The organism is Methylobacterium mesophilicum SR1.6/6 (assembly GCF_000364445.2).
Taxonomy (GTDB): Bacteria; Pseudomonadota; Alphaproteobacteria; order Rhizobiales; family Beijerinckiaceae; genus Methylobacterium; species Methylobacterium mesophilicum_A.
This window is the reverse complement of the sequence record NZ_CP043538.1, coordinates 2,364,362-2,386,008: the sequence shown is the minus strand read 5'-3', so window position 1 is coordinate 2,386,008 and position 21,647 is coordinate 2,364,362. Positions and strand designations below refer to the sequence as shown.

Sequence of the window (21,647 nt, the reverse complement as noted above, 5' to 3'; positions counted from 1 at the left end):
CGATGCCCGACATCCGCCTCTTCGGGATCCGCCATCACGGGCCGGGCTCCGCGCGCTCGTTGGCGGCGGCCCTCGACGCCTTCGTCCCGGACTGCGTCCTGATCGAGGGGCCGCCGGACGCGGACAGTCTGATCCCGCTCGCCGCGCAGGCCGGCATGGCGCCGCCGGTGGCGATCCTCGTCTACCGTCCGGACCGGCCCCGCGACTGCGCGTTCTTCCCCTTCGCGGGATTCTCCCCCGAATGGGTCGCGCTGCGCCACGGGATCGCGGCGGGCGCGGCAGTGCGCTTCATCGACCTGCCGCACGCGATCCAGCTCGCGGACGGGTTCGGCAAGCCGGCGGAAGAAGACTCCGCGGAGGCGGTGCCGGGTGAGGCGCCCGACGGGGCCGGGCCGCCCGGCGCGGCCGTCGCGTCGGCGGAGGCGGCTTCGGCCGCGCTGCGGCGCGACCCGCTGGGCGAACTCGCGCAGGCCGCGGGCTACCCCGACGGCGAGCGCTGGTGGGACGCCTTCGTGGAGAGCCGTTCAGGCACCGACGCGGACGTGTTTGCCGCCATCGGAGAGGCGATGGCGGCCCTGCGGGCGACGACCGGGCCGGAGCCGCGGGAGACCGGATCGGAGCCGGATGCCCGCGAGGAGGCGCGCGAGGCGCATATGCGCGGCGCCATCCGCCGGGCCGGGCGAGACGGCTTCGCGCGGATCGCCGTCGTGTGCGGCGCATGGCACGTGCCGGCCCTGGCGCGCCACGATGCGCGGGGGCAATCCGCCGCCGATGCCGCGACCCTCAAGGGACTGCCGAAGACCAAGGTCGCGAGCGCCTGGGCGCCCTGGTCCTACGAGCGGCTGGCCACCGCGAGCGGCTACCGCGCGGGCGTGCTCTCCCCCGAATGGTACGACACGCTCTGGAACCACGGGGAGCAGATCGCGTCCCGCTGGCTGGCGCGCGCCGCCGCGCTGCTGCGCGCGGAGGATCTCGACGCCTCGCCGGCCTCGGTGATCGAGGCCGCGCGCCTTGCCGACGCGCTCGCCGGCCTCCGCGGTCGGGCCCGCCCCTCCCTGGAGGATCTCGACGAGGCCGCGCAGGCGACGCTGTGCTTCGCCGACCCCGCGCCGATGGCGCTGATCCGGCGCAAGCTGGTGATCGGCGAGCGCCTCGGCGCCACGCCGCCGGACAGCCCCGGTACCCCCGTCGAGATGGACTTCGCGCGGGCTTGCAAGAGCCTGTGCCTGAAGCCCGGCTCGGATGCGGGCGAGATCGTCCTCGACCTGCGCAAGGAGACCGATCTCGCCCGCAGCCGCTTCCTCAACCGGCTCGCGCTGCTCGGCATACCCTGGGGCACCCGGCGGACGGCGCGCGGGCGGGGCACCTTCAAGGAGGCGTGGTTCCTCAGCTGGCAGCCCGAATGGGTGGTGGACCTCGTGGCGGCTTCGGCGGATGGCGGGACGGTGGCCGAGGCCGCCGCCGCGCAGGTGACCCGCCGGGCCAAGGAGGCGACCCGGGTCGCCGACCTCGCGGCGCTCATCGGAACCCTCCTCGACGCCGATCTGGCGGAGGCCACCGCCGCGGTGATCGGGGCGATCGAGGACCGCGCCGCCCTGTCGGCCGACGTGTTTGACCTGATGGAGGCCCTGCCGCCGCTCGCCGAACTCGGCCGCTACGGGTCCGTGCGCAGTGCCGACACCGCCCCCGTGCGCGCGGCCGTGCGCGGTCTGGTGCCGCGCGCCGCCGCGGGACTGGTCGCCGCCTGCCAGAGCCTCGACGACGACGCGGCCGCCGCCGCCAAGGCGCGCATCGCCGCCGTCACCGGCGCGCTCGCCCTCCTCGACGATCCGGAGCTCACGGGTCCCTGGCGCGAGGCGCTCGGGGCGCTCGCCGACCAAGAGCACGTGCATGGCCGCGTCGTCGGCCGGGCCGTGCGCCTGCTCTTCGACGCGCGGGTCCTCGACGCCGCGCAGGCCGGTGCGCGCCTCGGCCGTGCCCTGTCGCGCGCGGCCAGTGCCGCCGCGGCCGCCGCCTGGATCGAGGGCTTTCTCGAGGACAGCGGCACGGCGCTGCTCCACGGGCAGGACCTGCTCGCCGTCCTCGACGACTGGCTCTGCGCCCTGGACGAGGAGCATTTCACCGAGCTCCTCCCCCTGGTGCGCCGCACCTTCGCGACGACCCCGCCCGCGGAGCGACGCGCGATCGGGACCGCCCTGGGCAATCCGGGACGCGCGGGCGCGGGAGAGGCGCTGCCCGGCCGCTTCCACGATGCCGCGCGGGCCGCGACGGTCATGCCGATCCTGCGCCTGCTGTTCGCGCCCGTGCCGGCGGAGTCCGGCCTGGAGACGCCGGAGGCGGCCCCATGAGCGAGACCGAACGCCTGCGCCGCTGGCGCCTCGTCCTGGGCGGCGGCCTGGCGGAGGGGACGGGCCACGCCCTCGCGGAGCGCGACCTGCGCCTCGATCGGGCGCTCGGCGCCCTCTACGATTCCGACCGCCAGGGCGGACTGGGCTCCTCGGCCCCTTCCGTACCGCGCTGGCTCGGCGACATCCGCGACTATTTCCCCGCGGCCGTCGTGCAGGTGATGCAGCGCGACGCCCTCGACCGGCTCGACCTGAAGCGCATGCTCACCGAGCCCGAGATGCTGGAGGCGGTGGTCCCCGACGTCGCCCTCGTCTCGACACTGATCTCGATGCGCGGGGTGCTGTCCGGCCGCACCAAGGAGACGGCCCGCCTCGTGGTCCGCAAGGTCGTGGACGCGCTCCTCGCCAAGCTGGAGGAGCCGCTGCGGCAGGCGGTCAACGGCGCCATCGACCGCGCCAGCGTCAACCGCCCCCGCCACGCCGAGATCGACTGGAACCGGACGATCCGCGCGAACCTGCGCCACTATCAGGCCGAGTACCGCACGATCATCCCCGAGACGCGCCTTGGCCACGGCCGCAAGAGCCGCGGCTCGCTCAAGGACGTGATCCTCTGCATCGACCAGTCCGGCTCGATGGCCAACTCGGTGGTCTATTCCAGTATCTTCGGCGCCGTGATGGCATCGCTGCCCGCCGTCTCGACCCGGCTGGTGGTCTTCGACACGGAAGTCGTCGATCTTACCGACGACCTCGACGATCCCGTGGAGGTACTGTTCTCGGTGCAGCTCGGCGGCGGCACCGACATCAACCGGGCCGTCGGCTACTGCGCGTCGCGGATCACGCGGCCGGAGGACACGGTGCTGGTGCTGATCTCCGACCTTTACGAGGGTGGGGTGGAGGCCGGCCTGCTGGCGCAGGCCCAGCGCCTCGTGGCGTCGGGCGTGCAGGTGGTGGCGCTGCTGGCGCTCTCCGACGAGGGCGCGCCCGCCTATGACCGCTCGCTGGCTGCGCGCCTCGCCGCCCTCGGCGTGCCCGCCTTCGCGTGCACGCCCGATCTCTTCCCGGACCTCATGGCGGCCGCGATCCGAAAGGCGGACCTCGAGGCCTGGGCGGCGTCGGCCGGCATCGCGGCGGTGGCGGCCGATGCCGGTCCCCGCACCGAATGACCGCGACCCGGTGGCGAAAGCGGGACTGCGCGAGCAGCCCCCAGGGTGCAAGCCGTACGGCTCTGTACACGCCCTGGACCGTCGAGGCCGGCCCGCTCACCTCCACCCTAAGGTTGCGCCGCGCCGCCCTGCTCGACGGCTTCGCCGGGACGGTGGCGGCCCTACGCGGTAAATCCGAACCGCCACCGACCTGACGCGGCACCAGCGCATACCCCCTCCGCGCAGAGCAGCGGCTGGACGCAATCGCTCAATACTTGTCCATCAGAACCGCCTCGATCCCGTAGCGCACCAGCCGCTCCCGCGATCTGATGCCCGAGCGGATCCGATGAGCGACCTCGAAGGCGATGTGGTTCGCGATGATGTATCGCGGGATCATGGGATAATCGGCGCAGTATCCGGCCAATGCGTCGACCGCCTCTCTGTGCGCTTCGACCGCGAGACGAATATCGGTTGGCGACATTGCGTTCGTCCTCTTGGCGTCCTCCTGACAGGATGGCTTGAAGCTGAGGCGCGATCCGGCAGCCTTGATCTCCGTCAATTCAGGGCCCGGACTGGTGGCACTGCGCTGCCGCGCAGGGGACGCTGGCGGATGGTGCGCGTCCGCTCAGGCTGAAGGCGTCGACGTTGCGCTAGATCAACGCCCATCGGCGCGGGGCGGGCAGAGTCCGCGGCATACTCCGCGAGAAACCTCCCGGAGGAATGCCAGGAGGGACGCGATGATCGACAAGGATCTTCGCCGCGACGTGCTCGACGAGCTCGACTTCGAACCGAGCCTCCAGGCCGGCGACATCGGTGTGGCGGTGGCTGACGGTGTCGTCACCCTTACGGGCCACGTCGGAAGCTATGCCGAGAAGGTGGCGGCCGAGCGCGCCGTGCGCCGGGTGCGGGGCGTGCGCGCCATCGCCCAGGACATCGCGGTCCGTTACGCAGATGACAGGAAGGTCGCCGACGACCAGATCGCCGGGCGGGCGCTGGCCATCATCGACTGGTCGGTGCATCTGCCCAAAGACTGCATCCAGGTGAAGGTCTCGGGTGGCTGGGTGACGCTGACCGGGACGGTCGACTGGCAGTACCAGATGGCCGGCGCCGAGGCGGCGGTTCGGAAGCTGTCGGGCGTGCACGGGGTGACGAACCTGATCGAGGTCAGGCCGCGGATTCCGCCGACGGCGGTCAAGGACAAGATCCTTCAGGCATTCCGGCGCAGCGCGATGTTCGAGGCCGACGCGATCAAGGTCAGCGTCTCGGGTGACCGGGTCATCCTAGAGGGGGCCGTCTCAGCCTGGGCGGAGCGGGACTCGGCGGAACGCGCGGCTTGGTCGGTGCCGGGCGTGCGCGCCGTCGAGGACCGTATCGTCGCCCTTGCCTGACGCGAGCGTTCCGACAGGCCGAGACCCGACCGGCCGTCCCCTTATCTGCAGACAGCCACGAAGACGCACTATGACGAACGGCCATTCCCGCGAGGTCGGAAAGCCTGACGGCAGACGCGGCCCGCATCACCCCGGGGCCGACCAGCTGGCCGGCCGGATCTCCGATTCTACCGGACGGGGCCTGCAGGACCTTGTGAAGAGCCCCGACGCCCTGCGGCAGGCGATGCGGTCGGGACAGCACGAGCGCCCGTCGAGCCGCCGCATGGACAACGGCCGGGATCCGGTCGCGCTGACGGCGTTGTGCGCGGCCGGTGGCGTCGGCTTCGGTTTGGCTGATTTTCAGCCAGCACTGGCATCGGACCGACGACGGCGCGCGCCGGATGAGCCACGGCAGCGAACGGGTAGCTTGGACCCGGCGGGAGATCTGAGACCCCGTCCGGCCCGAGCGGATGTGATGTTGGAATGCAGCCGAAGGAGTTCTTCGCCATGGACGGCTTCGATCATCTCCTGAACTGGAAGCTCCTGCGAGGCTCGCACCGGTTTCCCGGCCCCGACGGCGGCACTTGCATCAACGAGGCGGCCATCGTCGCCTGCGGCTTCCCATACCAACCGGTCGCCTCGGTCAGCCGCATGCCGAACTGCTTCTCGCGTCCGGTCTGCCAACTGGCCCTGCGCCTGAACGACGAGGCGACCGATGCGGACCGGCAGCGGCTGCTGCCGTTCGTGACCCGCCTGGCCTGTGCGGACTCGCGCCAAGTGGAGCTGGAGCGCGCCCGGTTTATCGACAGGCGCGTCGGCAACGACCGGATGCATTGGGACCCATCTTCCTTCGACAGGGGGCTCGCCATCCTCGAAGGCGTCCTGGCGATCGGCCGACAGGCAGACCCGCTCGGCATGGACGTGGCGGCGTCCCGGCTGGACGCGGCGCGCGCGCTGGACCAGCCCACGAAGAAGCATCTCCGCTCGTTACCTGCAGCCATGAAGGCGTGGTTAGGTCTCGGCAAAACGAGCGAGATGGAGCCCGAGACGCTCGCGGGCAGCTAGAGCGCGTTCGGCCACCGGGAGCATCGGTTCGGTGCTCAGGAGTCCGTCGAGTCAGGACGTTGGAGCCGTTTCCGATCGAAAACGGCTCCAGGCTAGGTGGGGGTCCGAGCGAGGTCCACCGTCAGGTGCGCATCTCTCAGTTGGTGAGAGGCTTGTCGCTCGCCGCGTCAGGCTCAAATTCGGAGAAGGCCCTTGCGCCCTCGCGCCGCCGCGCGCTCTCCGCCGAACCGGCAGCCCTTTCGGCGGAGCGCGCTCGGGCAGCTCCGTGCCGACCACCGCCGAGATCAGCGATCCGCTTCACAGACTGTGCGCGATCACCCCGTTGAACGAGTCCGTTGCGGCGTAATCCCGATCCAGATGGGTGGAGTTCACGTCGTCCTCGCTCAGGCTCGCGGGGAGCTCGCGCTTCATGATGGCTTCGCCTCCTGCTGCCCGCCGATCGCGCCCGCCGCTGAGGCTCCAGCCTTGATTCAGCGCACGGCCTCCGCTCGTCATCAGGCTTCGGCTCTCGGACGTGAGGGCTCCGGCGCCGCGCAGATGATCGCGACCCTCATCCAGCAGGACGGTGCAGGGCGCGGTCGGCGAGAATCGGAGCGGCGGAGCAGGGACCCTGTCGCAGGCGATCAAGCACGTGCTTTGGGATGATCTAATAATCTGGAGGATTTAACGACACCCGCTCCTCGGTGGGCATGTTTCGGAGGTTGCCATGTCAATGGAGACACAAAGCAAGCGACGAATTTTACTGCATGTCATTGTCGGCATCCTTTTTGTGGCGATCTGTGCGCCGCTTCACGCGCAGCCGCTCACCCTGCAGGTCAATCCGCGCGGCGGCTTGACCGGGGAGATCGAACGCGGCGGCGTCCCGGTCACGATCGCCGCCCTGTTCGAGACGGGACCCCGATACACCGCGGAGAACGGGATCGGCCGCCGGGTCGGGATCGGCAGCAGCATCCCCGACTGGATCGAGATGGGATCCTTCCGCAACCAGTCGATCCCCGGCTTCACGCCAATGGGTCATTACGGCTACTTCATCTCGCCGGATGGAAAGGCCGTCATCGTCGATCTTGGATCGCACCGGATCGTGCGCGTCCTGACGCAGTGAAACCCGTGGCCCAGAGGTTGCCGGATGTGGCGTGCCGTCGGACTCGCGGCGAGCCTGGCGCTCGTGATCGGCGCTCCGCCGACCCATGCGGCTCGCTCGACGGGCGCGGCGATCCGGATCGCCTATCAGCGCCCCATAGACGAGGAGACGCGCGCGCTCCACCGGGACCTCAAGGCGCGCCGGGTCCTGGAAGGCGTGCAGGCGATCGTCAAAGCCATGCGTCCGCCGCGCTCGCTGACGCTGCGACTGGCTGTCTGCGGCGAGGCCAACGCCTGGTATGCACCCAGAAGCCGGACGGTCACGGTCTGCTACGAGTACGTCCGGGAGGTGCGGGATCGTGCGTCCAGGAACCACCCCGAGACCGGTGTCACCCAACGCGACGCGATCTTCGGCCCCGTCGCACAGATCTTCCTGCACGAACTCGGCCATGCCCTGTACGATCTCCTCGACGTGCCCGTACTCGGCCGCGAGGAGGACGCGGCCGACCAGTTCGCCGCGCTCGTCCTGCTCGAACTGCCGTCCGCTCAGGCACGGCACGCGATCGACGGCGCGGCCTATCTCCTGCGCACCCAAGCCGCCGAGGAGACGCGCGATCAAGCGGTTCTGGCCGATGATCACAGCCTCGCCGGGCAGCGCCTCTACAACCTGCTCTGCCTCGCCTACGGCGCCGACCGCGGGGCCTTCGGCTATCTCGTCGAAGCGGGTGCCCTGCCCAAGGCACGCGCCGCGAATTGTCGGGCCGAGTACGACCTCGCGGCCTACGCCCTGCAGAAGCTCTTCCGGCCCCATTTGCGCGATGGCCGAATCGGGCGCGCGCGCGTCCGGCGCGCGTTCCGATGGATGTTCTGAAGCGGTGCAGGGATCCGCCAACGCCGAGACCCGCACCCCGTCTGCCGTATGAAATCGACAGACCAACGAACGTTTCGATCAGGATCGACACGCCCCGACGTCCGGCGCGAACCGCCCTCGATCGCACCCGAGCTTCGCGGATCTTGAGGACAACTGGCCACGCCCTCGAATCCCGGATCCGCAACACGATACGGCAGCTCGGACCGATCCCTCTAATTCCAAACTTGTATTGATCGAGCAGGTCCGCGGCGCGTGCAGTCGACGATAGGCAGATTGATCCAGCGCAATGTGCGGATCCTGCGACGGCTGTGAATTCTTCGCGCATCGGGAAGGAACGGGGTCCTGCGATGGCCAACCGCCTGGCGCTGGCGCGCGAAGACACTTGCGATCGACTTGAGCCCGATCGGCGGCTGGATGCGGAACGCACCCCCGGTGCCGACGACTTCCATGGCGACGTTGCGAGCGCAGCCTGCGCCGTTATCTCGGAACTCGGTTCAGATCCTGTCGAAATCCTCCGGGACGCGGGCTGCGACCCGCGGGCATCCCGGGACGGCGGTACACCGGTCTCGAATGCCGCGCTCGGCCGCCTGCTTCAGCTGGGTGCGAATCGCACGCGGTGCGGCCATCTCGGCCTGCTCGTGGGACGGCGTATCGCTCTCGCCAAGCTCGGACCAAGCGGCACGCTGGTGCGGAACGCTGGGACCGTTGGCGACGCCCTGCGTGTTCTGGAGAATCGTCCCTGGGCTTGGACGTGCGGCTCTGCCGTCAGGCTCAGCGTCGAGACCGATCTGGCTCTGCTTCACTACTTTCCCTACGAAGCCGGGGCGACAGCGGTGGGCCTCCAGTCGGAGGGGGCTCTCGCCACGATCGTCAATATCGTGCGCGCCCTGTCGAGTGCCCAATGGTCGCCATCGGAAGTCCTGTTGCCGCGTGCGCCACCGCGTCAGACGGATCCCTACCGGCATTTCTTCCGCGCACCCGTCCGTTTTGATCAGGAATGGGCAGCCATCGCGTTTCCATCACGCGTCCTCGAACAACCGATCGCGGGCGCCGACCGAGATTCGCTCGCGACCGCGGAACGTCGCATCCGCCAGATCGGCGAGGCGGCGCCGATCCAGATATCCGACCAGCTGCGGTGCCTTCTCCGCATGGAGTTCATTCAGAGCCCGTGGTCAGGCCAAGCCGTGGCGCGCCATCTGGCGGTCCATCGGCGCACGCTCAGCCGTCGCCTGAGGGCCGAAGGCACGAGCTTCCGGTCGGTGACCACACAGATCCGGTTCGAGACGGCCAAGCAGCTCCTGGCCGAGACCAACATGACCTTGGCGCAAATCTCCGCCTGTCTTGGCTTCTCCGAAGCGGCCGCGTTCACGCACGCGTTCCGACGCTGGTCCGGCCTGTCACCGAGCATCTGGAGGCACCGGTGCCGGCCACTGGAAACGGCAGCTGAAGCGATGCTCCCGAGCTTCTCGCGACCTGCAACGGGTCCCGATCGAGCATATGGTTTCCAGCATTCTCGAGAATGATCGTATCGAATTTAGCGCCAACGATCAGTATTAAAAATTCGCTGTAAAATACATCGACAAACTCACTTTGACTTTTACCGAAAGGACTTAAAGGAGGAAACAATGCCATCGATACGGATTATTTCGCTCGCGACCCTCGTGTTCGGTGTCTTGCTGAGCCTGAACGCTTCCGGACCGGGTGTCCTTGGGATCGCGCCGGCTCAAGCCGCCGGCGGATGCGGCCCTGGCTTACACCGCGGCCCCTACGGAGGCTGCCGACCCAACGTCTACGGGGCGCCCGGCTATTACGGATACCGGGGCAGGGCGATCTACGGTCATCCGGGCGCCGTCCGGTACGGTTATCGGGGCGGTGCGGTCTATCGGGGCGGAGCAGTCTATCGGGGCGGAGCAGTCTATCGGGGTGGCCGTGCCTACGGTGGCCGGGCGGTCTACGGACGCCGCGTCGGCGGGTACCGCGGCGGATTCCGCCGCTGACCGGTTTTGAACGCCTTTACCGGACGCCGGACCCGGCTTCCTCGCGGTCGGATCCGGCTGCGTGCGCTAATAAGCGTGATAGACCGCCCGGTCGGACCGAGCCGGTCGCGCGGTGGCGGGGACCCCGACGGCGACCACTGGCGCAGTTGGGTTGAACGGCAAAAGGGCGGCGCCCGCGGCAACGAAGCCCGCCAGCGCCCGGAGATCGTCCGGTTGCCGCGGATCGCGCGATATGCGGCCGGTTTCCCAAGAGAGCCGAGCATTGCAAGCCCGGGACGGCAATCGGCCCAAGGGGGTACAGGCGTCGTGGCGGGCGCAGGCGGCATCCAGCGCATCGATGGGCGGCAAGGCGCCGTTGTTGCCGAGGCCGCAGTAATTGCCGTGGAACAGGGCGGCCGGCTGCTGCAGGCCGTACGGTTGTGCCAGCGCGGGCGCGCCTGAACAGATCACCAGGAGCGGGGCGACAGAACGGAAGGTCATGGTGTTCGACCAATCCTGCTTTCAGACCCTGTGCCGGAGCGGACGACTGGTTCAGGCCGGATGAGGGAGCCGGGGCCTGACGGCCTCGGCCTTGTTCAGCGGGCTCAGTACGGACGGCAGACGCCCGCATAGGCATCGTAATAGGCGTAGGGACCGCAGCGGCCGTAGGTGGCGCCATAGCCCGCGGCCGCGGCTCCGACGGCAGCCGCACCCAGACCGTAGCCATAGGGACGGGCGCCGTAACCATAGCGGCCGTAGCCGTAACCGTAGCGCCCGACCCCGCCGTAGCGCCCGACCCCGCCGTAACGTCCGACGGCGCCGTAGCGGCCGCGATACCCCACCGCCCCGCGATAGCCGCCGACCCTGCCGGCCCTTACGCCATGGAAGCCGCCGGCACGGACTCCGCCGCCGCGGAAGCCGCCCCCGCCGTGGAAGCCACGCGCCTCGACGGTCAGACCGCTCAGGACGAGGGCAACACCGGCCAAGGACGCAATCCGTAGAATCCTCATGGGATGATCTCCGCTCTGCAGAAGGACCTGCCGAGATGGGCTGAGTGCGGCATCAAGCCTTCTGCCCCTCGGATACGCACCGACCGAACAGTAAGGCCGAGCCGGCGACGCCGCTTGATCCGCGGGGACGCGGCCGGCTCGCGGAGCATGACCCTTCCCTGCTGCGCTTGAGCCGCCGGGCATGGCCGATGCCCGGCCCGGCCGGTGTCTCGCCCGATCAAGCAGGCACTCGGCGCGGACGCATAATGCCCCACGCTTCAGCGCGGTGAGCGAAGGGCTCGTCCCGGCGACCGGCAGGATGCTGCTTTCGGTCGCGCCAAGGGCGCACGAAGCGAAGTCGGCATTCGAGAGATGCCTCGATCGACAGCCAAGAAAGGTGAGGAGGTTGCTATGCCGGTTAAGACGCCGAAGGAGCTTTTCGTGCGCATGCTGAGCGATGCGCGGCACCATGCGGAACGCGCGACGAAGATCTACGAGGAATTGGGACAGGTCGCGCAGGATCCGGCGATCCAGGAGGCGCTCCAGTCGCGCGCCTTCATCCAGGACAAGACGATCAAGTCGCTCGACCGCTGCTTTCAGCTGATCGGCGAAAAACCGATCACTGCGAACGGCCGCCTCCAAGAAGTCTTTCTTGAAGATTTCCGGCGCGAGCTGGCCGAGATCCAGGCGCCCGCCGCCAAGGCCCTGTTCATCCTGATCAAGGCCAATCACCTGATGCATCTGCGCATCGCCGAGTACGTGGCCCTTGTCGCCATGGCCGACGTGAGCGGGCATTTCGGGGTCGGCGTCCTGCTGGAAAGCTGCCTGGCGGACAAGCTCGCGTTCACGGAGCGGACCCGCCGCCTGATCCGCCGCACGATCGAGAGCAAGCACGCGGTCAAGCTGGCTGCGTGACTACAGCCGGGACGGCGCCGGATCGCTCAAGCGATCCGGACCTGCGCCGGACGGTGCGCGGACCGGACCCACGGAGGTTGCGCCGTGCCCCCTGCCACGTCCCGGGAGGCTGCCGGTACCGGCCCGCAAGGTCTTCCGCGCGCCGACGCGCGCGAAGGAGCCGGATCCCTGTGGCAGAGAGCAACCGCCGAAGCCAAGCGCTACCTTGCCTTTGCCACCTACCTGATCGTCGTCTTCGGCACCCTGATCCTGTTCAGCATCAACATCTACGCCCGGATCGATCAGGATATCCCGCACTATCCCGGCTACCATTTCTACGCGCTCGGGCTGATCAATGCCCTGGTCTTGGCCAAGTTCATGCTGATCGCCGAGGCGACGAAGCTCGGATCCCTGAGCCTCGGCCGGCGGCTCGTACGCAGGCCCCTGGTCTACGTGGTTCTGTACCGCGCGCTCCTGTTCACGGCCGTCCTCGTGGCCGCCTACGGGCTGGAGGAGGTTCTGGTGGGGGCGTGGCACGGACGGGCACCGAGCGCCGTGCTCCCGGAGATGGCCGGCGGCCCGCGGGGTGTTCTCACCTTCGCCTGGGTGATGTTCGTGGTGCTGCTCCCGTACTTCGCATTCCAAGAGATCGACCGTGTGCTGGGCGCCGGACGCCTGCGCGACCTGCTGCTGCGTGCGCCGGCGACCGGGTGAGGCCCCTCGGAGGCGCTCCGGCCGGGCGCGCCGTCACCGCGCGACGACGAGCGTCGGCCCGGACGGAACCGCCGTCTCCGGCTCAAGACTCGCGCGGCGGTGATCGAGGGCGTGACGCGCATGCGCCAGGGCCGTGGAAAAAGCCGACAGGCAATCGGTGCCGACGAGCCCGGACGAACAGCTCAGCATCGCCGCGACGATCGCCCGGTACTCGTCCTCCAGCGCGGCGAGCCCGGCGCGGTCGACCCCTGCCGCCGCGTTGGCGATCTCGACCAGGCGCCGGACCGGACGCCACCCCGCCTCCGACCGGCGCCTGTTCCAGCCCGCCGAGGCGGCGGCGAGGAGCGATCCGGCGAGGCTGACCACGAGGCCGCCGAGATAGAAATACTGCTGGACCTGATCGAAGAAGGTCTGGTCTCCATTGCTCAGATAAGCGGCCACGCCCGGGTGGACGGGTAGGATCGGGCTCTTGTCGTCCGGATCGGGTGCCTCGATCTGCGCGGCCAGCGGCGTGATCGCGATGAGCTTCGTCTTGGTCGTCAGGATCGAGCGGGCGATCGCCGCCGCGACGACGTTGGGCATCAGTTCCGAAGCGGCGAAGCGGAAGGTGACCGCCAGCGTCGTGACGGTCTCGCTCGGCGTCGCGGGCCGCGCCCGGAACGCGCCCACGGGCACGTCGATCGATTCGAAGCCCGGGAACCGCTTGCCGATTGCCTCCGCCTCGTCGAGGGCGAGGACTCTCGGAGTCCCTCTGGTGGCGCGCGCGATCGCGCCGACGACGTCCACGACCTCGCCGGGTGCCATGGGACCAACCGCCAGAACGGCCGCCAGCTTCTTCTCTCGGACAGATTGGGCCAGCGCGTCGACCGCCAGAACCGTCCTGCCGACATCTTTGGCCGGGATGTTGAAGTAGCTCAGCACCGTGTCGAGGAGGCGCGCGTTGGCGGTTTGCAGGGGCCCGGCCACGATGCCGACGGTCTTGCCCGCCAAGCCGGCGACCGATGTCACGGCGCTGTGCGGCGGCAGGATGAAGGCGACGACGTCCCGGCGCAGAATCACGATGGTCTGGGCGTTGGCGGGCACCGCGGCGTCGCTGCGGACGATGGCCAGGTCGGTCCTGCGTTCCTCGAGCGCCCTGGCGCTGCCGGTGAGGTCATCGACCCGGACGAGATCCAGGTTGACGCGGGGATGCTGCGCCTTGGAGACGGCCGCGAATGCCGTGATGAAACGCTCGGCCGTGCTGCCGGGCGGTCCGATCGTGACGCGCAGGTTGGCGTGCGGCGACCAGACATGCGCGAGCGCGAAGCCGGCCGCGGCCACGAGCAGGACACCCGCGGCCAGGAGGGCGCGGCTCCACCGCCGGTTCCGAGGTGCACGACGTGCAGGACTGCGCGACCACATCCGGTCGTGACCGATGGATACGGGCTCGGCGTCCTGCATGGCGATCTCGCGCCCGGGTCCGGTCAGCAATCGTCGCAGGCGCCGCCGCGTGCCGGCGATGGCCGCTCGATGCGGCGCTGGCGGCTGTCCGGTGCCCCGGTTCCACCGCGCGGCGGCATATCGCTCACGTCGAGCGGCGGCGTGGTGATGGCCTCGCGTTCGAGCCGGTTGAGGTCCGCATCGCTGGGGATGGTGACGGTGCCCTGTGCTGGGCGGTCACGTGCCTCCACGCCGACAGACCCGCCCCATGACCCGGCGGGGAAGGACAGTATCAGGGCGGCGATGAAGACCCGACAGCGTGTCATGACGGCCTCCGGGGCAGCCGCGGAACGGATGGATGGCGGCCAACCTAGCCGGCGACGCCGCGCGCCACTTGACCGAACGAGACAGGAGGGGCCGCTCGAGCGGCGCGACTAGGCTAATGCCGCTCGGCCCTGCACACGCCCCGGCCGTAGCGACCGGGGCGGACCGCATCGGCCGGGCGAAAGACGCGCGGGCCGCTTCCTGGAACGCCGCCCTCGCGCGTGAGCCGCACAAACAGTGCCTGCTCGCCGGTGCGGTCGCGTTCAGCTTCCATGCCCAGCTGCACATCGGCGCGTGATCTTCGCCGACGGACGCTCAGCCGATCATCGGCTTGCCCCCGCGGCACCGGAGGTCGCGATCGCGGCTTCGCCGGGCCGGATCGGCATCGCCGGCCCGTATCCGGGCCGCACCCGTCAGCGGGGCCGCGCTGACCGTCGCCGGTGCGGCGGACGAAGCGCCGACGAGGACGGCACGCCGGTTCATAGATTCGATCATCGCATTCATGGCTCGTGTCCTTCTCGTCCCCTGGCGATCCTCACCGCGCCCCCATGCCGATCCGATACGGTGCGGCGACCGGTGCGATCTGGGGCTTTCCGAACAGGCCGACCCAGAGCCATGACAGGCCCGCGGCCAGCAGGTCGCACGAAACGAACAGCCCGATCGCCCAGAGACCGGAATACGGCCATTGCGCGATGATGGCCCCGCCCAGGAGCACCGACAGTAGAGCGAACAGGATCACAGCGGCGCGGGAGGCCTGTACCTCGTGCGCGATCGCCCAGATCGCACGGGCGAGGCCCGAGGCGATCAGGATCACGCCGAGAACGAGCGTGAGCGCGAGCGAGGCTTCGAGCGGGCGGAAGACCGCGTAGAGCCCGCCCAGCAGGTAGAGCAAGCCCGCCAGGAACCGGACGGCGCGCGAGCTCCAGGCCTCGACCTCTCTCGGTTTGACCAGGGCCTCGACGATCTCGACGATCCCGGCCGTGAGCAGGAGCGCCCCGTACCAGAGCGTGCTGGCGATCGTGAGCGTGATCACCATGAACAGGCCGGCAATCCCGAGAACGAGCAGCAGGGTGCCGATCCCGACGAACCACCATCGGCCGCGCCCCGACTCATCGGTCGTGCCATCGAAGGTCGCGATGCCGGCCATGCGAGACCTCCATCATGTTTGACGAATGTTGGTCAAAGACGAACACACAACTGACTCGCTTATTCAGCGCGAAGAACTGCCCAACGGATTGATGTGAATCAAAACAGCCACTGGCGCCGGGCGACGCCGAAGTCCTGAGGCGTGGCCTGGTTCGATCCTCAGATCGCACGGCTGTGCCTTGACCTATCTCAACCCGGCCGCGTCAGAGCGCGATTACAGTCGCCGGATCGCCCCGAGGCTGATGGCGCCGCGCCGGCTGCCGAGGGCCGTCCATACCCGGCACGTGACGCTCCCGACACGCCGATACCGCGGCGTGCCGACCTTCGAGAACGGTCCCGCGCGCGAACGCCCGTCGACTCCGGCGGAAGTCGCGGGATCTTCGGCCGGTCCCACCGCTGGAGGTTTCCATGGACATCCGCAAGTGCGCTGCCGAGGCCATCGGCACCTTCTGGCTCACCTTTGCCGGCTGCGGCAGCGCCGTGATCGCAGCAGCTTTTCCACAGGTCGGCATCGGCCTCCTGGGCGTGGCGCTGGCCTTCGGACTGACGGTCGTCACCATGGCCTACGCGGTCGGCCACATCTCGGGATGCCATCTCAATCCGGCAGTCACCTGCGGGCTCGCGGCCGGAGGCCGGTTTCCGGTCCACGACATCGTGCCGTACGTGCTCGCCCAGGTCGTGGGCGGCGTCGTCGGGGCGATCCTGCTCTACGCCATCGCGAGCGGCGCGCCCGACTTCGATCTCGCGAAGGGCTTCGCCGCCAACGGCTACGGCGATCACTCCCCGGGGCATTACTCCCTGATCGCCTGCTTCCTATCGGAGGTGGTGCTCACGATGATGTTTCTGTTCGTCATCATGGGCGCGACCCACGGCAAGGCGCCCGTCGGGTTCGCACCGCTGGCCATCGGGCTCTGCCTCACCCTCGTCCACCTCGTCGGCATCCCGGTCACGAACCTGTCGGTCAATCCGGCGCGCAGCACCGGGCCCGCCCTGTTCGTGGGCGGCTGGGCCGTCGCCCAGCTCTGGCTGTTCTGGGTCGCCCCGCTCGTCGGCGGCGTGCTCGGAGGCGTCCTCTATCGCTGGCTGAGCGAGCAGCCGTCGGTTCAAGTCACCGGCATGGCGCCGCCGACGCCAGCGGAATGAGCCGCATGGGTCGCGCAGCCGGCCTCGACCGATCCACCTGTCCTGCTCCGGGCGACGACATGGTTTTCGTCCCGGGCAGTACCTCCCGCATGGGCTCGGACCGCTACGACCCGGAAGCGGCGCCCGCACACCGCGTAACCGACGACGGTTTCTGGATCGACCGAGCGCCCGTCACCAACGCCCGGTTCCGTGTCCTCGTCCGCGCCACAGGCCACGTAACGGTCGCGGAGCGGTACCCAGGGTGCTTTCCGGGTACCGTGCATGATCCGCCGGCCGGGCGGTGTCGCGCCAGGTCTCGCGAAATTTTTTCCTGCCAGCGGCGGCGAACTTCAGCATCGAGCAACTCCCCGAAACGACGAGGCAGGCCATGGACGTTCCGAGCCGGTGACACACCCTCCCGAGCCACCGGGATAGTCCACGGTAAGAGAGACTCGGCTTTCGAGAGCCGCGCGAAGCGCTGCTTCGACCCTTCCGTTCGGGGCGCCGAGCCTGCTCGGCTCTCATCGAGATCTCTGCGCGGGCGCCACGGGGCCGTGCAGATGGGGCTGGTCGCTTGGCGTGACCTCGATCCAGCGCCAAGGGGCATCCCCTGCGGCGGTTGCTCAAAATGGGCAGTCCTCTCGAACGGGTCGACGCCAACCTCCAGCCGTGATCAGTCAGCCCGAAGATGGACCGCGCCGTTCCTCGTCAAAACCGCCACCCTGCAACGCTCGCGGACGACGGGCCCGATCACGTCGTAAGCGTGGGTCTGGAAGCTGACGCGGCCCCCATCGACGCTGACGACCGCGGCAGGTGTGACTCAGGCCGCCAGTAACGGCGTCCATGCGCCCGCCGCATCGATCTGCTTGGCGCAGACCAGGGCTCCGTCGGCGGACCGCCGCACCTCGACGACGTGCGACATCCCGGGAGACAGCCTGACATCCACGCCGAGGTCGAAGCCGTGGCTGCCATCGCCCATCCCGGCGGCGGCGAGGTCGGCCCGGAGCTCGTTCGCCACGGTGAACGCGACGATTGCCCCGTCGACCACGAGATCCAGGCACACCGGGACATTGGGTCGGGTCACATCCTGCGCCCAGCCGCCCATGTGCAGCACGTCGTCGGCTCCGATCAGGCACCGGTCCAACCATGCCCGTACGGGGCCGAGGTCGCTGGCCTCCCGCGCGGCGGTGGCGCGACGGGCGAGCCGTCCGCGCAGTGCCGCGAGTTCAGGACCGAGCCCTGCCCGCATGGCATAAGCCTTGGGCGCCGAGCCCGCATCCGAGGTCTGCACCGCGTCGAAGCCCGCTCGCACGCCCGGGGATGCTAGGAAGCTCTCGGCCGGCATGTTCTCGGCCAGAAGGAGGTCGTGGCTGTCCAACTCGATGTGCCAGTAGGTCAGGTCCGCCATCGCCTCGCCGCGCGTGATACTCGTGCCGTTGACCAGGTGCCCGGCGGCCGCGAGCAGACCGTCGACGAACAGCGCGTGATCGGGCGAGACCAGCAGATCGCGACAGGGCACGCCATCGGCAATGGCGTTCGCCCGGACACGCACGGGTCGGTCAGCGGCCGGCGCAGAAAGCCCCCTATAGTGCCTCGAGCCGATCCAACGGATGGGACGAAACTCGCCGGCTTGCGTGACGACCATGTCTCCGACTGCCATGCGCTCTACGGCGAACGGTCCGCCATGCGTCGAGATCGATGTCCCCGCGACAAAGCAAGGAACTCTGCCAACAGGATCGATCCCGGCAGCGTCCGACGCCGCTCTTGTTTCCGTGACCGTAAGTTCTCGATTGAAGGTCTGGGAGACCGTGAAAATGTCGTTGGATCTCGGCAAAAAAGCGATGCCGATCGTGTTCGGGTCGTTCTGGCTCAGCGGGGACGTGGAGAACTCCGCCCGGAATTCCGTCGATGGCGGATAGAAATTGGCACTCTCGGGTGCGCGGAAAGCCAAAACGCCCCCCGGCATGAGCTTGGTCCGGTCTATAATTTCGTCGCCCCGACTTATCTGTATGTAGATATCGACGGGAGAATTATTAAAGAATCTTGTGTCATCCATAGCGCGCCCCGCAGAATAATTTGTTACAATCCCGTCGTCGATTGAATTTGGCCAGAGATCTGGAAGGCGACATATATGGGTTTGTTTGTGAACTAAGTCTACACAATAAGAAATCGCAGCTTTAACGAAGATCAGTAAAGTGTCCGGCTGTGATATAATTGACAGCCGGCGCGCCGTATCGGGTGGGTAGCCAGCGAGCAGGCCGAGAGGAAGGTTCTGCCGCCGGGCCCTCGCGAGCCGTTTGCGACCGGCCCTTCGATTTCAGCTCGGCCCATGGGTGCGAGGCCGATGCTGGTTCGATCGTCGCTGCGCCGTTGAACCAAGAGCGGAACTCAAAGCATCGATCGTCCTTCGGCTGCACGCCTGCCACCCAGATCGGCCTGTCCGTGCTGGTCGGCCTCTCGGCCAAGAACGCCATCCTGATCGTGGATATTCGCCCGCGAGCTGGAATTCGCCGGCCGGAGCCCGATTCAGGCGGCCATCGAGGCGAGCCGGCTGCGGCTGCGGCCGATCCTGATGACCTCGATGGCCTTCATCATGGGCGTGCTGCCGCTAATCACCGCCACCGGGGCCGGCTCGGAGATGCGCAGGGCCATGGGTGTCGCGGTCTTCTCCGGCATGATCGGCGTGACTGCCTTCGGCCTGTTCCTCACCCCGGTTTTCTACGTGCTGCTGCGCCGCCTTTCGGGCAACCGGCCGCTGAAGCAACATGGCGGCGCGTCGATCGGCTCTGAAACCACCATCGCGCAACCTGCTGCTGTCGCTGTCGCGCATAGTCATTGAAGGCTGCAGCACGGTGCGTGCGGAGCGCCGCGATGCAGACGCGCCCTACGTCCCCGCGATCGGGATGGGCTGATGCGGAGGCGTCCTGAACGTCACCGTCGAACCGGCCGGATCAGAGGTGGGCGCCCGTAACCGCGTCGACGCACTGCCCGACGATGCGCAACCGGTCGCCGCTGCGGCGTGCATCGCCCTCAAGCACGTCGCCGACGCCGAGCCTCGCGCCGACGCGGCGCACGTCAATCGCCAAGCCTTCGTCTGTGAACGCGGAGTCCCGCGATAACGAACAGGCCGGTCAGGCGCGTGAGCGCCGTGACGATCTCCTTGCACAGGCGATCCGCGAAGGCTTTCACTTCCGGCCGCCAAGATGTTCCCCGGGCGGGCTCAGCACCGCATGATTTCCATTGGCATCGGTCACAACCTTCCGCAGGAGGCCCCCGCAGGCCTTCGCGCAGGCCATGGTGGTTGTCGATGCCCTTTCACTGACGCCTCCGCGGGCGTCGCGGTTTTCTCCTGTCATGCGCCGCCCCACGCCTTCCCGTCGCGGCCGCCTGGGCGGCGGGGGAGACGGGAAATCGGTCGCGCCGATCTTCGGCATCACCAGTCCCGATGGTTGTCGCGACCGGTCGCGGGGGCTTCTGCCGTATCGGCAACGGTGTAGCGGTAGACGAAGCGCAGCACCGAACCTGCTTCGCCTGCCATGAGGCGCGCGTCGGGAGCCGGGATATGTCTTCACGCGGGACACACCCTGAGGTGCGGACGAAGCCCTAGGGCTTACGGCCTCATGAAGCGGCGCGGATGATCGCAGCATCCGTCGATGGTCGCCCACGGCGTTTGTCCGCAATGGCTCGATGATGCCCAACGGGGCTCCGCGTCCGATCAGGCCGGAGCCCTGGCTCAAGAGTGGCTGGCAGCCGCGGATCTCGGCCCGTGGCCCGATTATCGATAAAATGCGGGAAACAGGGGCCTGCATCGGTGAGTCCAGCCCGCGAGTCCGCATTTTTATTGACAACCTTCAACCGGTCGCGGACCATCCGGCACAACAACGACACGGGAGGAAGGTGTGATGCGCAGAGCGGGCACCGGGATCGCGGCCCTGTTCGGCCTGAACCTCATGGCGGCCGGGTCTGTCGCGGCGGCGGAGCCCGTTCAGATCACGATGTGGTCGAACTGGCCCGACGAGCCGGCCAAGAAGGAGTGGGTGACCGCACGCGTCCGAGACTTCGAGGCCGCGAACAAGCAGTGCGCGGTCAAGCTGAGCTTCATCCCGAAGGCCGACATCTACACGCAGGCCAAATCCGCCGTCCGCACCGGCCAGGCACCCGACGTTTTCTATCTGGAGCCCGACCAGCCCGAATTCCTGGCGGGCGGCTTCCTCGAACCGCTCGACAACTATGTCGATCTGGCAAAATTCGAGGACTGGGCCAAGCCGGCCTGGACTTCGAAAGGCAAGATCTACGGCCTACCAGTCGAGGCTTACACGGTCGAGTTATACTACAACAAGGATCTGGTCAAGAAAGTCGGGGTCGAGGTCCCGCCCTCGTTCCAGCTCACGCAGTCCGACTTCGCGGACTTGGTCAGGAAGGGTGCCGCCGCCGGCATTACGCCTGTATCGCAGGGCGTCGGCGACCGGCCATTCCCCGGCGGGTTGCTGCTCTTCGAGTCCCTCCTGCGCAAGCTCGGCACGGAGGATTACGGCAAGCTCCTGAACGGGACGCTGCCTTTCAAGGACCCGCGCGTCCTGGAGGTGATGACCTGGTTCAAGGGGCTGGTGGATGCCGGCGCCTATCCGAAGAGCTTCGCGACGCTGAAGCTCGGCGAGTCCCACTACTATTTCTACCAGAAGCCGGGAGCTCTGACATTCCCGGATCCGAGCTGGTTCACGGGCCGCGCCTTCGCGTCACCCGAGAGCGGGGGCATGCCGGCTGACTTCCCGCTCGGGATCATGCAGTTCCCGGCCATGGACCAGGGCCAGTGCCCCACCTGCAAGACGCTGGCGGTGGCCGGCAGTTTCGTGATGTACGCGCGCGGGAAGAACAAGGCCTGTGCGGGCGCGCTGCTCGACTCCATGGCCACGGCCGGCAACGGCGACAAGTGGGTCGAGCAGGTCTCCCTGCAGACCGGCCTCAGATCCGATCCGACGAAGATCAGATCAAGTCATGCGGAGTATTTCGCCGAGCTGAATGCCCGCAACAAGGGCGCCACGTACTTCTTCGGCACACCGCTCATGTACTATCGCTCCAAGTGTGCCGAGACCTACACGCAGGTCATGAACAACGCCTTCCCGGCCGGCCTGATCGGCGTGAACGAGGCCGCCGACAAGATGGATGCGGCCTGCCGCAAGGGGAGCTGACGCG

Annotated in this window: 21 protein-coding genes and 2 pseudogenes; 15 read left to right on the top strand and 8 right to left on the bottom strand. The window is 68.4% G+C overall.

Annotated elements, in window-relative coordinates:
* Window positions 1-2 precede the first annotated feature (2 nt).
* Entirely contained in the window at window positions 3-2,348 is a 2,346-nt protein-coding gene (locus tag MMSR116_RS11420; RefSeq protein ID WP_010683031.1) for a DUF5682 family protein, read from the top strand.
* Window positions 2,345-3,508, top strand: coding sequence for a VWA domain-containing protein (locus tag MMSR116_RS11415; RefSeq protein ID WP_010683032.1), 1,164 nt, complete (start codon window positions 2,345-2,347; stop codon window positions 3,506-3,508). The genes MMSR116_RS11420 and MMSR116_RS11415 overlap by 4 nt, the downstream gene beginning before the upstream one ends.
* 247 nt (window positions 3,509-3,755) lie before the next feature.
* Here MMSR116_RS11415 and MMSR116_RS11410 read toward each other — a convergent pair whose 3' ends face one another.
* On the bottom strand, window positions 3,756-4,046 hold the full coding sequence (locus MMSR116_RS11410) for a hypothetical protein (RefSeq protein WP_158168856.1): 291 nt from the start codon (window positions 4,044-4,046) through the stop codon (window positions 3,756-3,758).
* A gap of 178 nt (window positions 4,047-4,224) precedes the next feature.
* Between MMSR116_RS11410 and MMSR116_RS11405 the strand changes: the two genes are divergently transcribed.
* From MMSR116_RS11405 to MMSR116_RS32530, 6 genes are all read left to right on the top strand, one after another.
* Window positions 4,225-4,875: a BON domain-containing protein gene (locus MMSR116_RS11405; RefSeq protein WP_010683034.1), complete on the top strand. Its 651-nt coding sequence runs from the start codon at window positions 4,225-4,227 to the stop codon at window positions 4,873-4,875.
* A 486-nt stretch (window positions 4,876-5,361) separates the two neighbouring features.
* On the top strand, window positions 5,362-5,919 hold the full coding sequence (locus tag MMSR116_RS11400; RefSeq protein WP_010683035.1) for a hypothetical protein: 558 nt from the start codon (window positions 5,362-5,364) through the stop codon (window positions 5,917-5,919).
* Between the two features lie 706 nt (window positions 5,920-6,625).
* Complete coding sequence (locus tag MMSR116_RS11390; protein WP_158168854.1) at window positions 6,626-7,021, top strand: hypothetical protein; 396 nt, start codon at window positions 6,626-6,628, stop codon at window positions 7,019-7,021.
* A 24-nt stretch (window positions 7,022-7,045) separates the two neighbouring features.
* On the top strand, window positions 7,046-7,870 hold the full coding sequence (locus MMSR116_RS11385) for a DUF4344 domain-containing metallopeptidase (RefSeq protein WP_010683038.1): 825 nt from the start codon (window positions 7,046-7,048) through the stop codon (window positions 7,868-7,870).
* 347 nt (window positions 7,871-8,217) lie between these two features.
* Entirely contained in the window at window positions 8,218-9,393 is a 1,176-nt protein-coding gene (locus MMSR116_RS11380) for an AraC family transcriptional regulator (protein WP_010683039.1), read from the top strand.
* A 102-nt stretch (window positions 9,394-9,495) separates the two neighbouring features.
* Entirely contained in the window at window positions 9,496-9,867 is a 372-nt protein-coding gene (locus MMSR116_RS32530; RefSeq protein ID WP_010683040.1) for a GCG_CRPN prefix-to-repeats domain-containing protein, read from the top strand.
* Between the two features lie 66 nt (window positions 9,868-9,933).
* On the opposite strand, the gene MMSR116_RS11375 is transcribed toward MMSR116_RS32530, so the two are convergent.
* Both MMSR116_RS11375 and MMSR116_RS11370 read right to left on the bottom strand, forming a co-directional pair.
* The gene (locus MMSR116_RS11375) at window positions 9,934-10,347 is read right to left on the bottom strand and encodes a hypothetical protein (RefSeq protein WP_010683041.1); all 414 of its coding nucleotides are present in this window, start codon (window positions 10,345-10,347) and stop codon (window positions 9,934-9,936) included.
* 104 nt (window positions 10,348-10,451) lie between these two features.
* Window positions 10,452-10,856 carry a hypothetical protein gene (locus MMSR116_RS11370; protein WP_010683042.1) on the bottom strand — a complete coding sequence of 135 codons (405 nt, stop codon included), beginning with the start codon at window positions 10,854-10,856 and terminating at the stop codon, window positions 10,452-10,454.
* A 351-nt stretch (window positions 10,857-11,207) separates the two neighbouring features.
* Between MMSR116_RS11370 and MMSR116_RS11365 the strand changes: the two genes are divergently transcribed.
* Together MMSR116_RS11365 and MMSR116_RS11360 are read left to right on the top strand one after the other, a co-directional pair.
* On the top strand, window positions 11,208-11,750 hold the full coding sequence (locus MMSR116_RS11365) for a DUF892 family protein (protein ID WP_083920185.1): 543 nt from the start codon (window positions 11,208-11,210) through the stop codon (window positions 11,748-11,750).
* An 84-nt stretch (window positions 11,751-11,834) separates the two neighbouring features.
* Window positions 11,835-12,443, top strand: coding sequence for a hypothetical protein (locus MMSR116_RS11360; protein ID WP_010683044.1), 609 nt, complete (start codon window positions 11,835-11,837; stop codon window positions 12,441-12,443).
* Between the two features lie 33 nt (window positions 12,444-12,476).
* On the opposite strand, the gene MMSR116_RS11355 is transcribed toward MMSR116_RS11360, so the two are convergent.
* The 3 genes from MMSR116_RS11355 to MMSR116_RS11345 all read right to left on the bottom strand — a co-directional run bounded on the left by MMSR116_RS11355 (window position 12,477) and on the right by MMSR116_RS11345 (window position 15,333).
* On the bottom strand, window positions 12,477-13,883 hold the full coding sequence (locus MMSR116_RS11355) for a TAXI family TRAP transporter solute-binding subunit (RefSeq protein ID WP_010683045.1): 1,407 nt from the start codon (window positions 13,881-13,883) through the stop codon (window positions 12,477-12,479).
* A gap of 23 nt (window positions 13,884-13,906) precedes the next feature.
* Window positions 13,907-14,188, bottom strand: a complete 282-nt coding sequence (locus MMSR116_RS11350) for a hypothetical protein (RefSeq protein ID WP_010683046.1) — start codon at window positions 14,186-14,188, stop codon at window positions 13,907-13,909.
* A 533-nt stretch (window positions 14,189-14,721) separates the two neighbouring features.
* Window positions 14,722-15,333: an HdeD family acid-resistance protein gene (locus MMSR116_RS11345; protein ID WP_010683049.1), complete on the bottom strand. Its 612-nt coding sequence runs from the start codon at window positions 15,331-15,333 to the stop codon at window positions 14,722-14,724.
* A 407-nt stretch (window positions 15,334-15,740) separates the two neighbouring features.
* Here MMSR116_RS11345 and aqpZ point away from each other — a divergent pair, with 407 nt between their 5' ends.
* A complete protein-coding gene (gene aqpZ / locus MMSR116_RS11340; protein WP_010683050.1) occupies window positions 15,741-16,475 on the top strand; it encodes an aquaporin Z in 735 nt (244 codons plus the stop codon).
* Complete coding sequence (locus MMSR116_RS32525; protein WP_432419894.1) at window positions 16,472-17,215, top strand: SUMF1/EgtB/PvdO family nonheme iron enzyme; 744 nt, start codon at window positions 16,472-16,474, stop codon at window positions 17,213-17,215. The genes aqpZ and MMSR116_RS32525 overlap by 4 nt, the downstream gene beginning before the upstream one ends.
* A 59-nt stretch (window positions 17,216-17,274) precedes the next feature.
* On the opposite strand, the gene MMSR116_RS11330 is transcribed toward MMSR116_RS32525, so the two are convergent.
* Window positions 17,275-18,420 (bottom strand): Hint domain-containing protein, encoded by a 1,146-nt coding sequence (locus tag MMSR116_RS11330; RefSeq protein ID WP_010683052.1) that lies wholly within the window; start codon window positions 18,418-18,420, stop codon window positions 17,275-17,277.
* 461 nt (window positions 18,421-18,881) lie between these two features.
* Between MMSR116_RS11330 and MMSR116_RS11325 the strand changes: the two are divergent.
* A pseudogene (locus MMSR116_RS11325) lies at window positions 18,882-19,293 on the top strand (efflux RND transporter permease subunit); the annotation flags it as partial.
* A 112-nt stretch (window positions 19,294-19,405) separates the two neighbouring features.
* On the opposite strand, the gene MMSR116_RS32375 reads toward MMSR116_RS11325, so the two are convergent.
* Entirely contained in the window at window positions 19,406-19,540 is a 135-nt protein-coding gene (locus MMSR116_RS32375; protein WP_348529358.1) for a hypothetical protein, read from the bottom strand.
* Window positions 19,541-19,621: 81 nt separating this feature from the next.
* Between MMSR116_RS32375 and MMSR116_RS31840 the strand changes: the two are divergent.
* A pseudogene (locus MMSR116_RS31840) lies at window positions 19,622-19,769 on the top strand (alpha/beta hydrolase); the annotation flags it as partial.
* 587 nt (window positions 19,770-20,356) lie between these two features.
* Window positions 20,357-21,643: an ABC transporter substrate-binding protein gene (locus MMSR116_RS11320; RefSeq protein ID WP_010683055.1), complete on the top strand. Its 1,287-nt coding sequence runs from the start codon at window positions 20,357-20,359 to the stop codon at window positions 21,641-21,643.
* Window positions 21,644-21,647 lie beyond the last annotated feature (4 nt).